The sequence below is a fragment of the Paenibacillus sp. Soil787 genome, from assembly GCF_001429545.1.
Classification (GTDB): Bacteria; Bacillota; Bacilli; order Paenibacillales; family NBRC-103111; genus Paenibacillus_E.
Window position 1 is genome coordinate 52938 of the sequence record NZ_LMSP01000004.1, and the last position, 17782, is coordinate 70719.

At 49.7% G+C, this 17782-nt stretch carries 5 protein-coding genes and 1 pseudogene; all 6 read right to left on the bottom strand.

What is annotated here, in order from left to right; genetic code table 11:
• Window positions 1-93: 93 nt before the first annotated feature.
• Window positions 94-6558 carry a LamG-like jellyroll fold domain-containing protein gene (locus tag ASG93_RS33590; RefSeq protein ID WP_063891802.1) on the bottom strand — a complete coding sequence of 2155 codons (6465 nt, stop codon included), beginning with the start codon at window positions 6556-6558 and terminating at the stop codon, window positions 94-96.
• Window positions 6559-6756: 198 nt separating this feature from the next.
• The gene (locus tag ASG93_RS07510; protein ID WP_082614769.1) at window positions 6757-12276 is read right to left on the bottom strand and encodes an OmpL47-type beta-barrel domain-containing protein; all 5520 of its coding nucleotides are present in this window, start codon (window positions 12274-12276) and stop codon (window positions 6757-6759) included.
• A 72-nt stretch (window positions 12277-12348) separates the two neighbouring features.
• Window positions 12349-12665: pseudogene (locus ASG93_RS33950) on the bottom strand (Gfo/Idh/MocA family protein); the annotation flags it as partial.
• Window positions 12666-15420: 2755 nt separating this feature from the next.
• The gene (locus ASG93_RS07525; RefSeq protein ID WP_056830458.1) at window positions 15421-15684 is read right to left on the bottom strand and encodes a hypothetical protein; all 264 of its coding nucleotides are present in this window, start codon (window positions 15682-15684) and stop codon (window positions 15421-15423) included.
• Window positions 15685-15739: 55 nt separating this feature from the next.
• Entirely contained in the window at window positions 15740-16663 is a 924-nt protein-coding gene (locus tag ASG93_RS07530; protein WP_056830460.1) for a carbohydrate ABC transporter permease, read from the bottom strand.
• A gap of 83 nt (window positions 16664-16746) precedes the next feature.
• Window positions 16747-17727 carry an ABC transporter permease gene (locus tag ASG93_RS07535; protein ID WP_063891803.1) on the bottom strand — a complete coding sequence of 327 codons (981 nt, stop codon included), beginning with the start codon at window positions 17725-17727 and terminating at the stop codon, window positions 16747-16749.
• Between the last annotated feature and the right edge of the window lie 55 nt (window positions 17728-17782).

Here is a 17782-nt window from a genome sequence, read left to right on the forward strand (position 1 = left end):
CCGCACTGTCTGCACAAGAGGGGACCAAACAACAAAAGGCTCTTAAACTAAGCAGCTTGAAACGTCAGTTCACGGAGGCGGGCAAATCCTCTCCTACTGTTTGGACAACAAATACTGGGCGTCCCGAAGCAAGTAGCCTGCGGCTTGCGCAGAGATATGCTTGTCGCTTTGCGCTTGCACTGCGCCTATGAAATCGGCCAAAGCATTCGCATTCAATTTGCTTTGCAAGCTATTGGCGATACCTGCGTTGTCGATCCATCCTGCATTCGTAAAGCGTGTGACCAAAGCCTGTATAGATTGGATGCTTGTCGTTGTCTGGAACAAAACGGTTTGATTGCTCATATTCCCTGCCAAGTCACTTATCGTTACGGTAAATGTATGCGAACCAAGCGGCAGCGTATAAAGCGGAATGGTTGCTCCTTGCTTCACGGTTTGCTGTTCGCCATACGTACTTAGCGTGACTGTCGTCTTATTGCTGTCTACTCCGGACAAGTTATCGCTAAGTGTAAGGATCGGCGTAATATCTATGGAATCGCTGTACGTGCCGTACACTAGACCTGATACCGTAATCGTAGGTAGAGTCGTATCCAGATTGAAACCGATCGTTTTCGCCGATTCTGCATTGCCGGCGTTATCCGTCGAGCGGTAGCTCACCGTATACTTGCTGTCCTGACTGGGTGTTACCGGTGCCGTGTAGCTTTGCCATGTGCTGCCGCCGTCCAGGCTGTATTCCGTCATGGCTGCACCCGAGAGATTATCGGCAGCTGAAAGGCTTACCGTCACAGCGTGTACATACCAGCCGTTGCTGCCGTTAGGCACTGCAGGAATTACAGATGCGACTGTAACAGGCGCCGTCTTGTCAATCTTCACTGTAACCGTATGCGGCAGTTCTACGTTACCTGCCAAGTCCGCGCTCCAATACACTAGTGTATGATTTCCCTCGGTGGTCAACGTAATCGAGTTCCCGGTTTGTTGCGCGCCGCCGTCTACATTGAAATACGTTGCCGCGACGCCGGAGCCGCTATCGGTCGCCTCCAGATGTACCGCAATGTCATGATTGACTGCCTTCTGCGGGGCATCGTCGGTCGTAGCAGGGGGTATCGTATCAACCGCATTGATGCCGACTGCCATGGACGCCGAAGCACCTCTGGCATCGGTCACGTTGAATGTCGCATTGTAGTCGCCAATCGCTTTCGGCTTCCAAACAAACTGGCCGGATTGCGAATCGAATGCGGCCCCGTCCGGCAATGAATCGGCCCTGTAGGCCAGCGTATCTCCGTCTGCATCCTCCGCGTATACGGAGAACGAAACCGTAGTGCCCAATTCCACTGTCTTTGCCTGAATAGGCGCGAAAACCGGGATCGCATTGAGCCCCTTCAGCGCGTTTAGAAGCTGCGCCGCCGCAGAATCGATAGAATCTTGGGTTGCATCGACGGCCAAAGCTTTGGCGTTCGCGACCGCTTCCGCAAGAGCCTGCCAGCTCGCTTCGGTGTAATGCGTTGCGTCAAGCGCTTCGGCCTTGCCCATTAATAGCGTGACCAAGCTATTATCCGTCCACTTCGCTGTGTTATTGTATACGGCTTTAATCTCATCACCGGTTAAGATGTGATTGTAGACTTGGAATTCGTCAATCATTCCGTTAAACAGCGGATCAGAAAATTGGCTTTTGCCGATGTAATTTTTGCTTGGTTTAAAATCGCTCGGCTTGATCGTGATGCCGCTTTTGGTCGCCTTCAGTTCACCGTTCACGTACAGCTTCGCCGTACCGCCGCCCAGCGTCACCGCCACATGCACCCATTGATTGGCCGCAAGCTGCGACGTTTCCACGAATTGTTCGCCGCCGCCGTTCTTGATCGCGAAACGCAGCGTATTGCCGCCCGATCTCGGCGTAAGGAACATGTACTGATTGGTGTTGTTTCCGAAATCGAAAATTCGCTGCCATTGGCTGCTTCCATTCCAATACACCGAGGTTGTCAACGTGATCTCGTCGTAGGTGGATAGTGGATGCGCAGCGGGCAGTGCAACATAGCTGTCCGTACCGTTCAAGCTGATCGCCTGCCCGACGCTTCCTGCCGCGTAAGCTGCGTTTCCGGCAAGAGTAGCGGTTGTCGACCCGAACGAATTTTGTGCATTGCCTTCAAACGAATAAAGCGACAGAGGGACGCGAACAAGCAAGCCTTCGGCCTGGATCAGTTCAGCGACAAGATCATCCTTATCGGCACCAGGCAAAGCGATCGCCGCTAGGATTCGCTCCGCTTCCTTATGGTACAGATAATAACTGCCCTTGGTATAATCATCCGGCAGCAGGCTACCGAAATTGACCTTTAAATCAACCGTTTGGCTGATCTTATACAAGCCGTTGCTCACTATAAAGGTGACAATGTTGTCGCCGTAATTCGCATGAGCCGGAGTCCATGTGAACACGCCCGTGACCGGATCGAGCGCCGCGCCCGAAGGCAGCTTATCAGCGCTGTAAGTCAACGCCATCCCCGTCGGATCCGCCCCTTTCACCTGATACGTAAACGGTTGTCTAGAAGTAAGCTCCACAGTTCCACCCGGGGCGATGACCGGTTGACCTTTGACGGTAAGCTTAACGGTGCGGGAAGTTGCCCCTCCGTTTGCTTCAGCGGTTAAGATTACGTTGTAGAATCCCCCCTGCGTTTTGTTCGGCGTCCAGACGACGGTACGCTTATCCGAATCGAAGCTAGCCCCTTGCGGCAAGCCGCTGACACTGTAAACGGCGCCGGTAACGGAATTCAACTGATGAAGCTTTAAGGCAAGCTGATTGCCCGCTATAACCGTTTTGTCCATGACAGGAGCGATAGCCGGAACGCCCGGTTGGTAAACCAGACCATCGTAAGCAGTCCGCAAGCTGTCAGCTGCGGCGTCAACCTGAGCCTGGCTTGCATCGGAGCTAGCGGCGACAGCTTGAGCCGCAGGGATAGCCTGCCGCAAAGCTTGCACGCTGTCAGCCGTATAGATGCCGGCATTGCCTGCTGCAGCAGCTTGATCCAGCAAGAACGTGAGCAAGCTGTTATCAGCCCCATATCCTGTCTGGTTATATACGGCCCCAATCTCGGCATCGCTCAAGACGCGATTGTATACGCGGAATTCGTCGATCATGCCGTTAAACAGCGGATCGGTGGCAAACTGGCTCTTTCCTATGTAGTTCGAGCCAGGCTGGAAATCGCTAGGCTTGATCGTGACACCGCTCGACGTTGCCTTCAGCGTGCCGTTCACATACAGCTTCGCTGTGCCGTTACCCAGCGTTATCGCCACATGTGCCCATTGATTGGCCGGCAATTGCGCCGTTTCCACACCTTGCGCGCTGCCGCCGTTCTTAATCTCGAAACGCAGCTTATTACTGCCCGTTCTCGGCGAAAGGAACATGTATTGATTGCTATTGTTGCCAAAGTCGAAGATCCGCTGCCACTGGCTGCTTCCATTCCAATTCACCCAGGTTGCGAGGGTGATTTCGTTGTAAGCGGACAAAGGCTGCGTCGCCGGCAGCATCATGTAGCTATCCGTACCGTTCAAGCTGATCGCTTGCCCGACCTTTCCTGCTGTGTAAGCTGCGGTTCCAAACACGGCTCCATCGGTGGACGAAGAAGAACCAAACGTATTCTTTGCGTTTCCTTCGAACGAATACAGCGACGTCGTATACGGCACCAACAAATTACGGGCACCATAAATTTCGTTAATCAGCTCTTGCTCGGTATAATCGGAGTTGCCGACGGCGCTCTTCACATATTCCAATTCTTTCTGGAACAGGTAATAGCTTTGTTTCGTATAATCTTCGGCAGGCAGCTTCGCCGCTTCCGCCAGCGCCTCGGCAATCGTTCCCGGAATTTGGGTGACCATTGCGTGGCGCTCTCCATGGATTCTGAATTCGGCCACTTCGAGCATTGGTATGCCTGAAATCGGGGTGGGCCCCGGCTTAATGATTTGCATTTTCAGGAAGCGGAATTGCTGATTTTTGAGATCGTCCTGCACCTCAAGTCTTTGCATATCTTCCGTATACGTTGTCAGGTCGGGAGTTAATCGGGTCCAATTCAATTTATCGTTGGATCCGAACATGGCCGCACCGCCTATACGATCAGGAAAACTGACTCTTACCTGCAGCTCGAAGGCATTTGCCGAAATTCTATAATTCGGCCCGAAATCCATGTAATGAGTCAAATTCTGAGCTACACAAAAACATACAAAACTATCACTATTGTTATCCGATAGGGTGGCGACTGCTGTTCCAAAGGTGGAACTTACAAACATATCCTGGTAATTCATGCTTCCATCTTGTAATAATGGATTCAGTTCTTTCAGACTCTGAACCGCACTATTCAAGTCAATCAATAGCTGATAGAAAGCATCATCGGATGCGCTTGAGATTTGATTCATTACATCTGCATACACGATTTTATAATAATCAAGAGTTGACAAAATATAACTTGTATTTGGATTATATGGACTAACTACTGCGGCTACTGCGGATTTCCGGTCATTCGTTACGACAACCTTAACGTCCTTCATTGAAACCGTGGTTCCGTCCGACGCACTCACAACAAACGAATAGGTTCCAGCTTGCGTCGGCTTCCAGGTAAATGCGCCGGTGCTCTCATTCAAGACAGCGCCCTCAGGTTTATTATCGATCTGATAGGAGACGACATCCGCTGCATTCGCGTCTACTGCCGAAAAATCGAATTTGACCGCTGCCTCAGAACCGACATAGACAAATAAATGTAATGCCGCAATTCCTGCATGGAACACCGGCGGCGTCAGCTGTGTTCCTGCGCTTACATTGATGTGGTCAATGTCGACCGTAGTGCCGGCTCCTTTTACTTTGAAATAAACTAGATCTCCCAAAAACTGTAAATCATTCATCTTATAGGTCACATATCGCCACTGCCCCTTCGTATCCGGCAGCGTCAACGTATCGTTAATTCCTCCAATCATTTCCAGCTTGGCTGTCCCAATGGTCCGAATCTTGAACCCAATGGTTTTCTCACTGGTGCTCGAAGCCACAAGCGCAATTTTGCTTCCCTCTTCCGTTGCCGTCATCCTGACGAAAGAAGTAGCTCCCTCTTGCATTGTCGTGGAATTACTGTCAAATTTGGTGTATCGATCTTCAATTTCTCGCAAATTCGAATTGGTTACAGGTTTCGGGAGAGTTTGCGTACCCTCGGCTTCAGCCTCTTTAGGGATATAAAGCCAATAATCCGCTCCTCCGTCCGGAGACTCCCAATAAAATGTATTTCTTTTGGCGAACATTTCGGTAAAATATGGAGCCTTTTCCTGCATATTTACGCCTGCCGTATATTTATAGTAATAATAAAGGTCATAAACGTTACCGCCAATTCTTCCCCGATATCCTTCTTTCAGTTGTTTGTAAATAACGGTCGGATTTCCATTGGCATCCGTATGCGCAGCGACAGGTATCCATGGCGTATCATAACCCAACATGAAACGGCCAAAAAAGTCGGCAGCCTTCAAGATGCGGTTATCCAGAAATTCGTAAGGTCCTACAGCATTCGGTGCTGTCGAAGCAGTCCCATCTACAGGATCTACTTTCGTTCCTTGGGCCAGCAATAAACGCGCTAAAATTTCCATATTGGTTATATCGCCGGCGCCATGCGCCTGATCCCGTCCCATTTCAACATGCTGAACGACCGGAGGATCCACTTTCTCTCCTGTCAACGCATTTGTATCCACCAATCTGAACAAGGGTTTAATGGCGCCGTTTTGACCCTGGTCTACAGCGGTCTTGTTGACGGTAAACCACTCGACTCCCTCATTATACCGGTCTCTGTTGCCGGTAAAGATATAACCCGACATGGCCCCCAGCAGCGGATAGAGATGCTGGTTCATGAATTTGTCATTGAAATGCATAAACGTTTCAATCATCGGAGTAATCAGGTTATTCGTAAAATCAGCAGTATCCTTATCCGCCCATTGCAGAGCATCGTTTTGTGTGCTGGAATACCGCAATATTTCTGCCGCAGTCACCATCCGGTTAAGAGGGATACCCATATGAATGTGAGAATCTGTGAAATATGTATATTGCTTGGGGTCCATCTGCTCCCAAAGTCGGATAATTCTCATGGCATTGGCCCGATAGGTTTCGTCTCCGGTAATAACATATATAAGTGCCTGCGTATACGCCAACAACCCATCCGTCACAAAAGCGCCTTTACTATTCACCGCAACACTTTTCGGCTTGGTTGGATCCGCACCCTGAATGCTTGATCCGACGTTCTTCGCAGCGGTCGAAGATAACAGCATTTGATTAAAATAGGTATTCCAAGGTTCTTTTTGTGCCCGTACCTGTGTCCTCACATTTTCAAGAAAATCCTTGGTAAGTCCGACGCCGGGATGCTTGAAACCGCTTGCATCGATGACCTCATTAATTGTTGGTTGATAATCCGTGATAATCGATGGTGCTGTTGTTTCCGCTGCAGCTACTCCCGCCGCAAAAGGCAGGATCGTTGCCATTAAACAAATGGAAACAAATATAGACAACATACGCTTAAGACTATTTCCAAATCTAAGCCCTTTCTGAACCATTAGGCATTCCTCCATTTCATTATAATATCAACGGGAAACTGAAATTCTTAAACTCCTTTCTTAAGGGTAAAAAAATCCCCCCTTCATGCAATAGGAAAGTTTATTCCGTACTGTCTGCACAAGAGGGGGGCTGAACAATAAAAGGCATTAAACTAAACAGCTAGATACGTCATCTGGGAGGCGGACACGTGCCCTCTCTTACTGTTTGGACAACATATACTGGGCATCCCGGAGCAAGAAGCCTGCGGCTTGTGCAGAGATATGCTTACCGCTTTGCGCCTGCACTTCGCCTATGAAATCGGCCAGATCATTGGCGGCCAATATGTTTTGCAAGCTATTGGCGATACCTGATCTGTCGATCCACCCCATATTCGTAAAGCGTGTAATCAAGGCCTGCAAGGATTGGATGCTGGTAGAAGTCTGGAATATTACTGTTTGACTGCTCGTATTCCCTGCCAGATCGCTTGCCGTTACGATAAATGCGTGCGAACCAAGCGGCAGCGTATACAGCGGAATGGTTGCTCCTTGCTGCACGGTTTGCTGTTCGCCATACGTACTTACCGTGACCGTTGTCTTGCTGCTGTCAACTCCCGACATCTTATCGCTGAGCGTAAGGATCGGCGTTATATCCATGGAATCGCTGTACGTGCCGTACACCAGACCTGATACCGTAATCGTAGGTGCAGTTGCATCCAGATTGAAGCCGATCGTTTTCACCGCTTCCACATTGCCAGCGTTATCCGTCGAGCGGTAGCTCACCGTATACTTGCTGTCCTGATTGAACGTGACCGGCGCCGTGTAGGCCAGCCATGTGCTGCCGCCATCCAGGCTGATCTCCGTTTTGCCCACGTCCGAAAGATTATCATACGTGCTTAAGGTGACTGTCACCGGATGTACATACCAGCCGTGCTGTCCGTCCGGTTGAGCCGGCGTTACAACAGCCGTCGTGACAGGAGCGGTCGAATCCAGATTGATATCGACACTCTTCGCCATTTCCAAATTGCCCGCGTTATCCGTCGAGCGATAGCTGACGGTATATTTGCCTTCTTTGTCGAACGTGATCGCCGACGTATAAGGCTGCCAAGTCGTTCCGCCATCCAGACTGTATTCCGCTTTTCCGTAGGTCGACAATGTCACCGTAACCGGTACCGTATACCATCCTTTCAGGCCATTCGGTGCGGCAGGATTCAATGTTACCGTGACAGGATACTGCAATCCATCTAACGCCGCCTGCAGGCTGGCAGACACCGTATCAATTTGTGCCTGGGTTGCATTAGCATTAGCCAATACCGATTGTGCTGTCGGTACGATTGCCTGAAGCGTTGCAACAGTTTCCGCCGTGTAAAGAGTTGCATCAATTGCAGCGGCTTTGACCAACAAGAGCGTGAGCAAGGATTTGTCAATCCATTTCGACGTATTGTTATATACGGCTTTGATGTCATCCGCGCTTAAGACAGAATTATCGACACGGAATTCGTCAATCATGCCGTTAAACAACGGATCGGAAAACTGGCTCTTGCCGATGTAGTTCAAGTTCGGCTTGATATCGCTTGGCTTGATCGTGAAGCCGCTTTTGGTCGCCTTCAGTTCGCCGTTCACGTACAGCTTCGCTGTACCGCCGCCCAGCGTTACCGCCACATGCGCCCATTGACCCGCTGCAAGCTGCGACGTTTCCACGATTTGTTCGCTGCCGCCGTTTTTGATCGCGAAGCGCAGCGTATTGCTGCCTGATTTTGGCGAAAGGAACATGTATTGATTGGTGTTGTTGCCAAAGTCGAAGATCCGCTGCCACTGGCTGCTTCCGTTCCAATACACCCAGGCTGACACGGTGATCGCATCGTAAGTGGATAGAGGATGCGCCTGCGGCAACTGGACATAGCTATTCGTGCCGTTCAGCGAGATGGCTTGGCCAACCTTCCCTGCCGAATAAACAGGGGTCCCGTTAACGGTTCCGGGAGATGACCCGAACGAATTGTTCGCATTTCCTTCAAACGAATAGAGCGAGAGAGGGATGCGGACAAGAGATCCTTCAGCCGTTTTAAGCTGAGCGGCAAGCAGCACCCTGTCAGCCCCAGGCAAGTTAAACGCCGCTTTAATCCGTGAGAATTCCTGCTGGTACAGGTAGTAGCTTCCCTTCGTGTAGTCGGAGGGCGGCAGCGGAGTAAGAGTGACTATAACGTTGCCATGGAATCTGACTTCGGCCATATTGCCGACCCAGTTGCCTCCATTGAAAATCCGGATATAGCGGTACGCTGTCGTGTCGCTAACCACAAAGGTTTGCCAAGCCGTTGTAGATGCCGCCGGCTTTGTGAGCGTCGTCCATGTCGCATTATCGTTGGAGCCTTGAACAACCGCGCCACCAATCCGGGTGTAATAATTATCTTGTCTTGCAAGCAGTTCTACGCTCGAAAGCGTGGCTTTATTGCCTTCCTTAAAGTCAAACGTAATGTAGCTTCCCCATCCCGACCCCGAGCCGCCATTACGGAAATCGGAACTCGTGCTTGCATTGTTGTCGAATAAAGAATTCACAATCTGCAAGGTTGTTGCTGCCGATCTTCCCGAAGTAGAATCGATTAAATTGGTGATGCCAGTCACATTATTAATCAAATCTGAATCATCGACAACGTTAAGCTTGGAGTTGTCGGTTGTCCCATACAGGGTGTCTCCATTCGTACCGTCCTGCCTTTGATAATCCACACGTACTTTAACATCGCCTGTTTGATCTTTGCCGGTCAAGATTGCCACAGCCGTCCAGTTCATATTGTCTTGAGTACTAACTGTAGCATCCTGGCCTTGAATTTTGACCTTTACGTTCTGGATCGCTTCTGTTGCTGTGATGGATGCTTTTACTGTGCTGCCAAGCGCAATCCTGTTCAACATGCTCTGATCCGAGCTCAAGGAAACAGATTGAAGCTTGTTGCCAACATCATAACGGGTTCCATAAATGGTGAATCCCCTTGGTTCAAATAAATTTCTAACAATTCCAAAAAGAACATCAGGAAGCGGCTGAACCATTTCCAACTTGATATAGCGGTATTTCTCATTTTGGAACTCAGGAGCCACATCAATTGTATTGTAAGCCTGAGTATACGCTGAAACTCCCGGTGTGATCCGTGTCCAGTTTATTTTATCGTTGGATGCATATACCGTTGAGTTTGCGATACGATCTGCAAAGATACTGGCTTTAAACCCGAATCTATACGCTGAAATCTTATAATCAGGGCCGAAATCGATCAGATGGTATAAATGAGGCGGTGTCCCCAGTGCCAGTCCATACCAACCGCCACCCCAGCTGGCATCGTCCAAACCGGTGGCATCTTTCCCCCATGAGCTCCAAGATGCAACTTGGGACCAATACATACTGCCCAGGGGAGTCAAAGGCGTCAATAATCGAAGACCTTCGGTTGCAGTCCCTAGGGCTTGCAACTGCTTATCAAAATCAACATCGGACGCAGTGCTAATCATATTCATCGTGTTGTTATACTCGGTTTGATAATTAGCAAGCGATGCTTTCTCATAAATTGCGTCTGCATTATATGCCGCAGTTACTGCTTGCACGGCAGCTGCACGGTCACTGCCAACAATAATATTTACATTTTTAGTTGTAATTGTCGTGCCGTCAGTCGCTGTAACAACAAGAGAAATGTTTCCACCCGCTGTAGGCTGCCAAGAAAATGCACCGGTACCGGAATCAATTGCGGATCCTGCAGGATTATTCTGAAGCCCATAAGTGATAACATCCGCGCTGCTTGAATCCGTAGCAGAAAAATCTAGATTCACGGACGCTCCTACATAGGTATATACCTTCATATCCGCGTTCCCTGTTTTAAATGTCGAAGGTGTAAGGTTTGCTGTATTGATATGGTCAATATCCACAATAATACCGGATGCTCCGCTCACAGTAATAACATCGAAATCAAATGGAGCTCCAGAAACAGGAAAATACTTCCATTCGCCTTTCGTATCCGGCAGTGACACGGATTTCCCCATGGTATTTAATGTAGCTACCCCATTGGTTCGAATCCTTAATTCATAGGTTGCAGTACTAATCCCTGAACTAAGATAAGCAATTCTTGTTCCTTCCTCCTTTGCAAAAAAACGAATAAATGAATTATCTCCTTCAGTCATGGTAGTCACGGCAGAGGTATCAATATTATTCGTATCCTTAATGGCATTTTTGTTATCGTTATCCTTAACAGCAGGCTTGCTATTATCCAATTTGGTCAAGTTTGTATATCGATCTGCCAATTCATAAATCGTGCCGGCTGATTTATTCTGAGGAATAAACTTTGCCGCATCAGCCTCCGCCTCCGGCGACAAATAGAGCCAGAAGTCATTGCCTGCATCCACATTTCCCCATCCGCCGGAAGTAGCCGGAAGTTTCTTGGTAAAGGCTTCATAATAGTAGGGTGCGATCTTGGATACGTCCTCATGTTTGACATAAGTATAGTAGGAATAGAAATCCCAGAAGTTAGCGGTCAAGAACCTTCCTTTGTACCCGTCCGATAAACTATTATAAGTGTCTCTTATATACCCCCCCATCCCGACATTATCGGGATCACCACCGGTAATGGCGTATGCCTGCGGTGTCCATACGGTGTCATAACCGAGCATGAAATGCCAAAAATAGTCGGCTGCCCCTAAAATTCGGTTATCCAAAAATTCCATGACATCGACAGCATTATCCGCAGTAGATGGGGTTCCGGCTACCGGGTCTACTTTTGTTCCCTGGGCATGGATCAAACGGGTGATCATGGCCGAGTTGGTTAAGTCACCGCCGCCATGGGCTTGGTCTCTGCCCATCTCCATTTGTTGAACGTGAGGTTCATCTATAGGTGTTCCTTCGCCCACATGGATTCCCGGTTTTTCTTCTTCCGTAACCAATCGGAATAGTGCCTTAACCGATCCATTTAAACCTTGGTCTTGAGCTGTACGATTAACGGTAAACCATTCCACAGACTCGTTGTATCTGTCTCTATTGCCGGTAAAAATATAACCCGCCATGGCTCCCAGCAGCGGATAATTATGCTGGTTCATAAAATGGTTTTGATCGTGAAGCAAGGTTTCGGTAACCGGAACGATAAGATTATTGGTAAAATTCGTTGTATCTTGATCGGTCCAAGCCAGTGACGCGGTTTGATAGCTTGTATACCTTAAAATTTCCGCCGCCATGACCATCCGGTTAAGAGGTACTCCCGCATGAATATGCGCATCTGTATAATATGCGTATTTTGTGGGATCCATTTTTCCCCATATTCGGATAATCATCATCGCATTGGCACGGTATACCTCATCACCAGTCATATAATACATAAACGCCTGTGTATATGCTTTTATTCCATCTGCAATGAACCTTCCTTCAATGCCTTGGCTGTTAAAATAATCAGCAGACGGTGTGATGCCATCACTGCTGTTTTTGGACGTAATCGTTTTTGAAGCGTCAGGAGAATCGAGCAGCATGGAATTAAAATAGTAAGTCCAAGGTTGTGCACCCGCCCTTACCTTCGTCCTGACGTTCTCGAGGAGATCCTTGGTGAGTCCTACACCAGGATGTGTAAACCCGGCTTCATCGGTTACCTGTGTAATGGTTGGCAGATAATCTGTAAAAATCGAAGTTGTTTCTGCCTTAACGGTACTCGGCAAAGTGATTAAACATAGCTGTGCCATCATTACAATTGATGTAAGCAATGATAACCATTTTTTTCCTTTATTTTTCATAGGTGATCTCCCTTTCATTAAAGTATTGCTTCCTGTTTAGTTATGCAAATCAGAAAACCGAAAGCGTTTTCACATGCTTTCACATCCCCCCTCCAAATAATGTAACAGCCAAAAGAATCGATGCGCGCCCAGGTCGCCATGCGATCCGAAGCCGGCGATCTCCTTCTGCAGCCGCCATACGAACGGAAAATCGGGATCGACGATCCCATCCTGCAGGACCAGCCGCGGAAATGCTAAATCTTCTCGAGCCTGCCTTCCTGAATCAGCTTCTTGGCAAGCTGTACGGCGGGAGTGAAGCGGTGATTGAAGCCGACCATGTGCTTCACGCCTGCCTCCTCTGCCGCTTGCAGCATTTCTCTCGCATCGGCCAGCGTCACCGCCAACGGCTGACCCGGAATGGCAGTAACGCTACTCCCTTACTGCTCCCATGCCCACCCGGCGCAACACTTCAAGCCGGAAGGCTGTCGGCCACGCCACCAGCCATTCCGAAACGTCGAACGGCTCCGCCCAGCGGGTGTGAAAGAAGCCTTCGCTCTGGYTGCCCTCCGGACGCAGCTTGCACTTGACCGTCAGGCTGCCGTCCGAGATGCCGATCGACGCATTCGCCCATACGGCCAGGGCTCTTTCTCGCCATGCCGAGTTGCCGGTGAGCGAAGCCAGCTCAATCCAGTCCTCGATAAAAGACAACGCAAACGGATCAAGATGATGGTGTTGCGTAGATACCGCCGTGCCGCCGAACGTATTGAAAATCAAGCATTTGTCGCCCTCTTGTCGCAGCTCCTGCNACCCACCCGGCGCAACACTTCAAGCCGGAAGGCTGTCGGCCACGCCACCAGCCATTCCGAAACGTCGAACGGCTCCGCCCAGCGGGTGTGAAAGAAGCCTTCGCTCTGGCTGCCCTCCGGACGCAGCTTGCCCTTGACCGTCAAGCTGCCGTCCGAAATGCCGATCGTCGCATTCGCCCATGCGGCAATGGCTCTTTCGCGCCACATCCTGTTACCGGTGAGCGCAGCCAGCTCAAGCCATTCCTCGACAAAAGAGAGCGCGAATGGATCGATATGATGGTGCTGAGTGGATACCGCCGTCCCGCCGAACGTATCGTACCCGATGTCTCCCAGTCCGGTCCCTGCGTCATACCCGACAGTATGATGCCACTGCCATGTTGCCAGATACCAGGCGGCATGCTCCGCCCATTCGAGATACGTCTTCTTGCCGGTGACTCGGAACAGTGCAAGACCCGCCTTGAGCAAAGGAATTGCAGACTCCTTGTCTACGCAATACGTATCTAGCGCCCCCGCTGTCGTGAAGCCGTTGCCCTGCAGCTCCCTCATATAATAGCGGTAGCCTAGCTCTGCCCCATGAAGATAGGCTTCATTACCTGTAAGCTCGTATGCCTTGACCAGAGGCGGGACGAGGAAGCAGCCGACTGTGCCCTCCTGATCGTGCGGAGATCCGTCGTTCTTCCATGATTTTCCGATCCGTCCTTCCGGCGACTGCACAGATAAAGTAAAATCACAAATGCCGAGCGCGGTTTCGCGGTAGATCGGCCGCTCCACTCCGCATCCCCGGGCCAATTCTTCCGCCTCGAACAGGTTTAACGCAGCCGTGCCAAGGTTGCAGGCGTCCTGCACTTCCTGTTCTGCCGGCTTGAATTGCAAGACGTAGTCGTACTCACAATGAATCATCCCGTTCGGCAGCCTTCCGCCGGCTGTCCAGCCGTCATGCACGGCGAGGCCTCTACGAAGCGAATCCTCATTGCCGGAATTCAAATAATCTGCAAGCATCGAATTGGCCAGCGAGGCGTTCTGCCCGCACCAGCCGATTGCGTAATTACGAGCTTGTCGCCACTTCTCTCCGTCCCATTTTCTGCCGAGCGAGAACCCTCGAAAATCCCCGTCTTCGGCCCATAGGCCATTCTTGGCATACGCCATGCCCAGTTCCCAGATGCGCTCTGGTTCATACCACGCCCGAACCGGGCGTTCTTGCAGCCGCCAGGCCGCATCGAGCATCATTCTCCATGACGTGCGCGGCTCTGTGTAAGCATCAAGCGCCAGAAACGCACGGGCCGTAAACGTCTCACCCGACACAAAGGTCCTTTCCGCTTCGTATGCCTCACCGTAACGGTCGCGGCCATCGTAGGTCGCGGGCGTCTCTGCCTCTGGCCAGATCAGCCGATGGATGACTCGTCCTGCAGCCGGCACGAGTGAGCAGGAAAAGCCTTGCATATCCCGGGGAGGCTCCCCGAACAAAGCCACGGCGACCCCGCCTCCCTCGGAGTAGGTTGCGCCGGCCACTGCCGTCCGATGCCACGCAAATACCCAAGGCTGCCCATCGCGCTCAAGTCCTTTCGGCTCCAGGCCGCTGCCCCAACTGTTCCCGTTGTAGGTGACGGAAGGAATCATATAATACTCAGGCTCGTAGTCGGCAGCGAAATCCATCNTTCGGCTCCAGGCCGCTGCCCCAACTGTTCCCGTTGTAGGTGACGGAAGGAATCATATAATACTCAGGCTCGTAGTCGGCAGCGAAATCCATCGAAAGCTTGCACGCCGCGGGCGATTCGCCTCGATAGGTGAACTTCCTCGTCCACTGCACCAGTCCTTCCCTTAACTGTTCGAACGTATCGGTTACTGCGAAGCGTTCGTCCTCGAACGCCAAGACGTCGCCAATGGTCCTTCCGCCCAAGAGGAACCTATAGCCGTTATCATTTTCACGTTGTTTCCAGTTGATCTGCACGCTCATCACCATTTTCTTCCAATATTTGACATATAAAGCGTGCAAGAAAGCATTTCAATACGCCACCGTCATCATACTTAAAATCCCTCTGCAAGCCCGGCGAAAAATACAATACTTTCGGCGTCTCGCCTCCAACGGGTTAGCAAACAGATGCAGGCCGAAAAATCTCCTGAAATCCTGTTGTTGCTACGCTTAATACTAATATGTCTGTCCATGCGAAATCTGAAAAGCTTAAATAACGGAACATTGTTTAATAACGAGAAAACGGCGTATTTAAAAACGACGGCGTATTTAAAAACGACAAAATTGAATAAATTTAGTGAAAAACCTTCAAAACAAGCATAAACGGTTATCGCCATCTTCTGGTGCTAAAAGCTCGTTTCGTGGTGAAATATAAGTCTTTATCCATCATCATGTTTTCCAATGCACTGGTCCAATTGGCTGCCAATTATACAGATCTTTGCTGTCTGCAGCGTAGGTATGATTCCACTGTTTAAACCACATTCGAAACGTGCCGTTCGGCAGACGGTACACACACGCATCGATAACGTTCTCCTCACTTATTCCAAGCGTGGACTGGAATTTCCAACGAATAAGGTCGGGGCTTGTATAATGCCTCACACGAGCCTTACCCGTCCAATCTTCCGGTACGCCGTGGACATAAGTGACATACATATGGTAAAGCCCATCATGCCAAATGGTTTCGGTGCCCGTTCGTTAAATCCCTCTACTATTCTTTTACGGAACCAAGCAAAACGCCTTTAATAAAAAACTTTTGCGCAAACGGATATATAATAATCATCGGAATCGACGCAATGACCATCGACGCGAGCTGAAGCGTTTTAGCTGTCACTATCCCCTGTCCTTGGGCTCTGGAGTAGAGCGCTGCGACAGCGGGATTGGTGCCATTTACCATGTTCGCCATCTGTTCCGCCGCAGCACTCGACTGAATCAGCTTTAATATCAAATACTGCAGTGTCTGCAAATTAGCGGATTGGGTGAAATACAGCGTCGCTCCGTAATCGTTCCAAACACTGACAGCTACGAAAACCGAAAGGGCAGCCAAAACCGGCTTTGATAACGGGATTACAAGACGGAAGAATATGGTGTACTCATTCGCTCCATCCATTTTGGCCGATTCAAACAAAGAATCGGGAATCGCCTTGAAATTCGCATTGAAAATAATGACGTTCCAAAATCCGGCGAAAAGGCCGGGGATAATGTAAACCAAGTAGTTATCATACAATCCGAGCCAATTCATTAACATAAATACAGGAATTAGTCCGCCGCCAAAATACATGCTCGTAAATCCAACTGCGGTATAAAACCATTTGCCCTTCAAATAAGGACGGGAAAACGCGTAAGAAAACATTGCTGTATACAGAATTGAGACTACCGTTACAATCACAGTCCGCGATCCACTAACCCATGCAGCCTTAAGCATACCCGGGTCCGACAAAACCGTCTCCCAGCTCGCAAATGTGAATTCCCTTGGCCATAAAAATATGGGTCCTCGCACAAGATCGTCGCCTGTATTCAATGAGTTGACGACAGAAAACCAAAACGGATACACCGTCAAGAGCATCACAAATAGCATGATGATGACATTCGATACAGTAAAAATGCGATCTCCTAAGCTCCTGCCTCCGACCATACCGGACGCCTCCTAAAAGTTATTCGCGCTGCTTCCCTTCCTATTTTCTATACAAGCGAAAAACTCGCTATGGAAGCATACGCTTAAAACAAACCTGATTTTGTCAGCTTCTTGGACAATATGTTGGCCCCAAGCAGCAGCGCAAGCGCAAACACCGATTTCATCAAACCGATCGCCGTAGCCGCAGCAAACTGGAACTCTTTCAGCCCCGTTTGATACACGTAAGTATCAATAACCTGGCTGGCCGGCAAGTTCAATGTATTTTGCAGAACGTAAATCTGCGTAAAGTTATTGTTCAGCATGCCGCTCACAGCGAATATGACCAAAATCATCACGGTAGGCAAAATACTTGGCAACGTGATGTGCAGCATCCGTTTGAATCGGCCCGCGCCGTCAATCGCCGCAGCCTCATACAAAGACTGGTCAATGCCCGCAATGGCAGCCAAATACAAGATGGCGCCCCAGCCTATTTCCTTCAACAAATTGGTCGCGATAGCAACGCCCCAGAAATATTTGGGATCACCCAGAAATTGAATCGGCTTATCGACCAGGCCCAGCTTCAGGAGCAAATAATTCACGATACCGCCATCCGAATTGAGCAGCGTAATAAACAATCCGCCAAAAATAACCCAAGATAGGAAATGCGGTAGGTACGTAACGGTCTGAATCCATGCTTTGAACTTGGGATGCCGAATCTCATTCATCAACAGAGCGAACATCAGGGTTACCGGGATCCCTATCAGTGACCCAAAGAGATTGATTCCGAGCGTATTTTTCACCATGGGCCAAAACTCGAAATTCCGGAAAATAGACATAAAATTCTCAAAATGGTTCCATTGACTCGTAAAAATGCCTTTGGCTCCAGTAAGGGGATCGTAGGCTTTAAAAGCCATCAACAGCCCATACATCGGGACAAAGTCGAATACGGCAATAAGAATGATTGCAGGCCACAGCATGGTCTTGAGCTCCAACTGGGTGCGTAGATCATATCCGAGTCTGAATGATTTCTTGCTTTTGGCTCTTGTTAACGGGATGTGTCCCTCATAGGCGCTTTTCGCCATCATAATCCCCCCAGGCAAACATTGACAGTGCCAAAGTGCGGCATGCATAGCACACGCA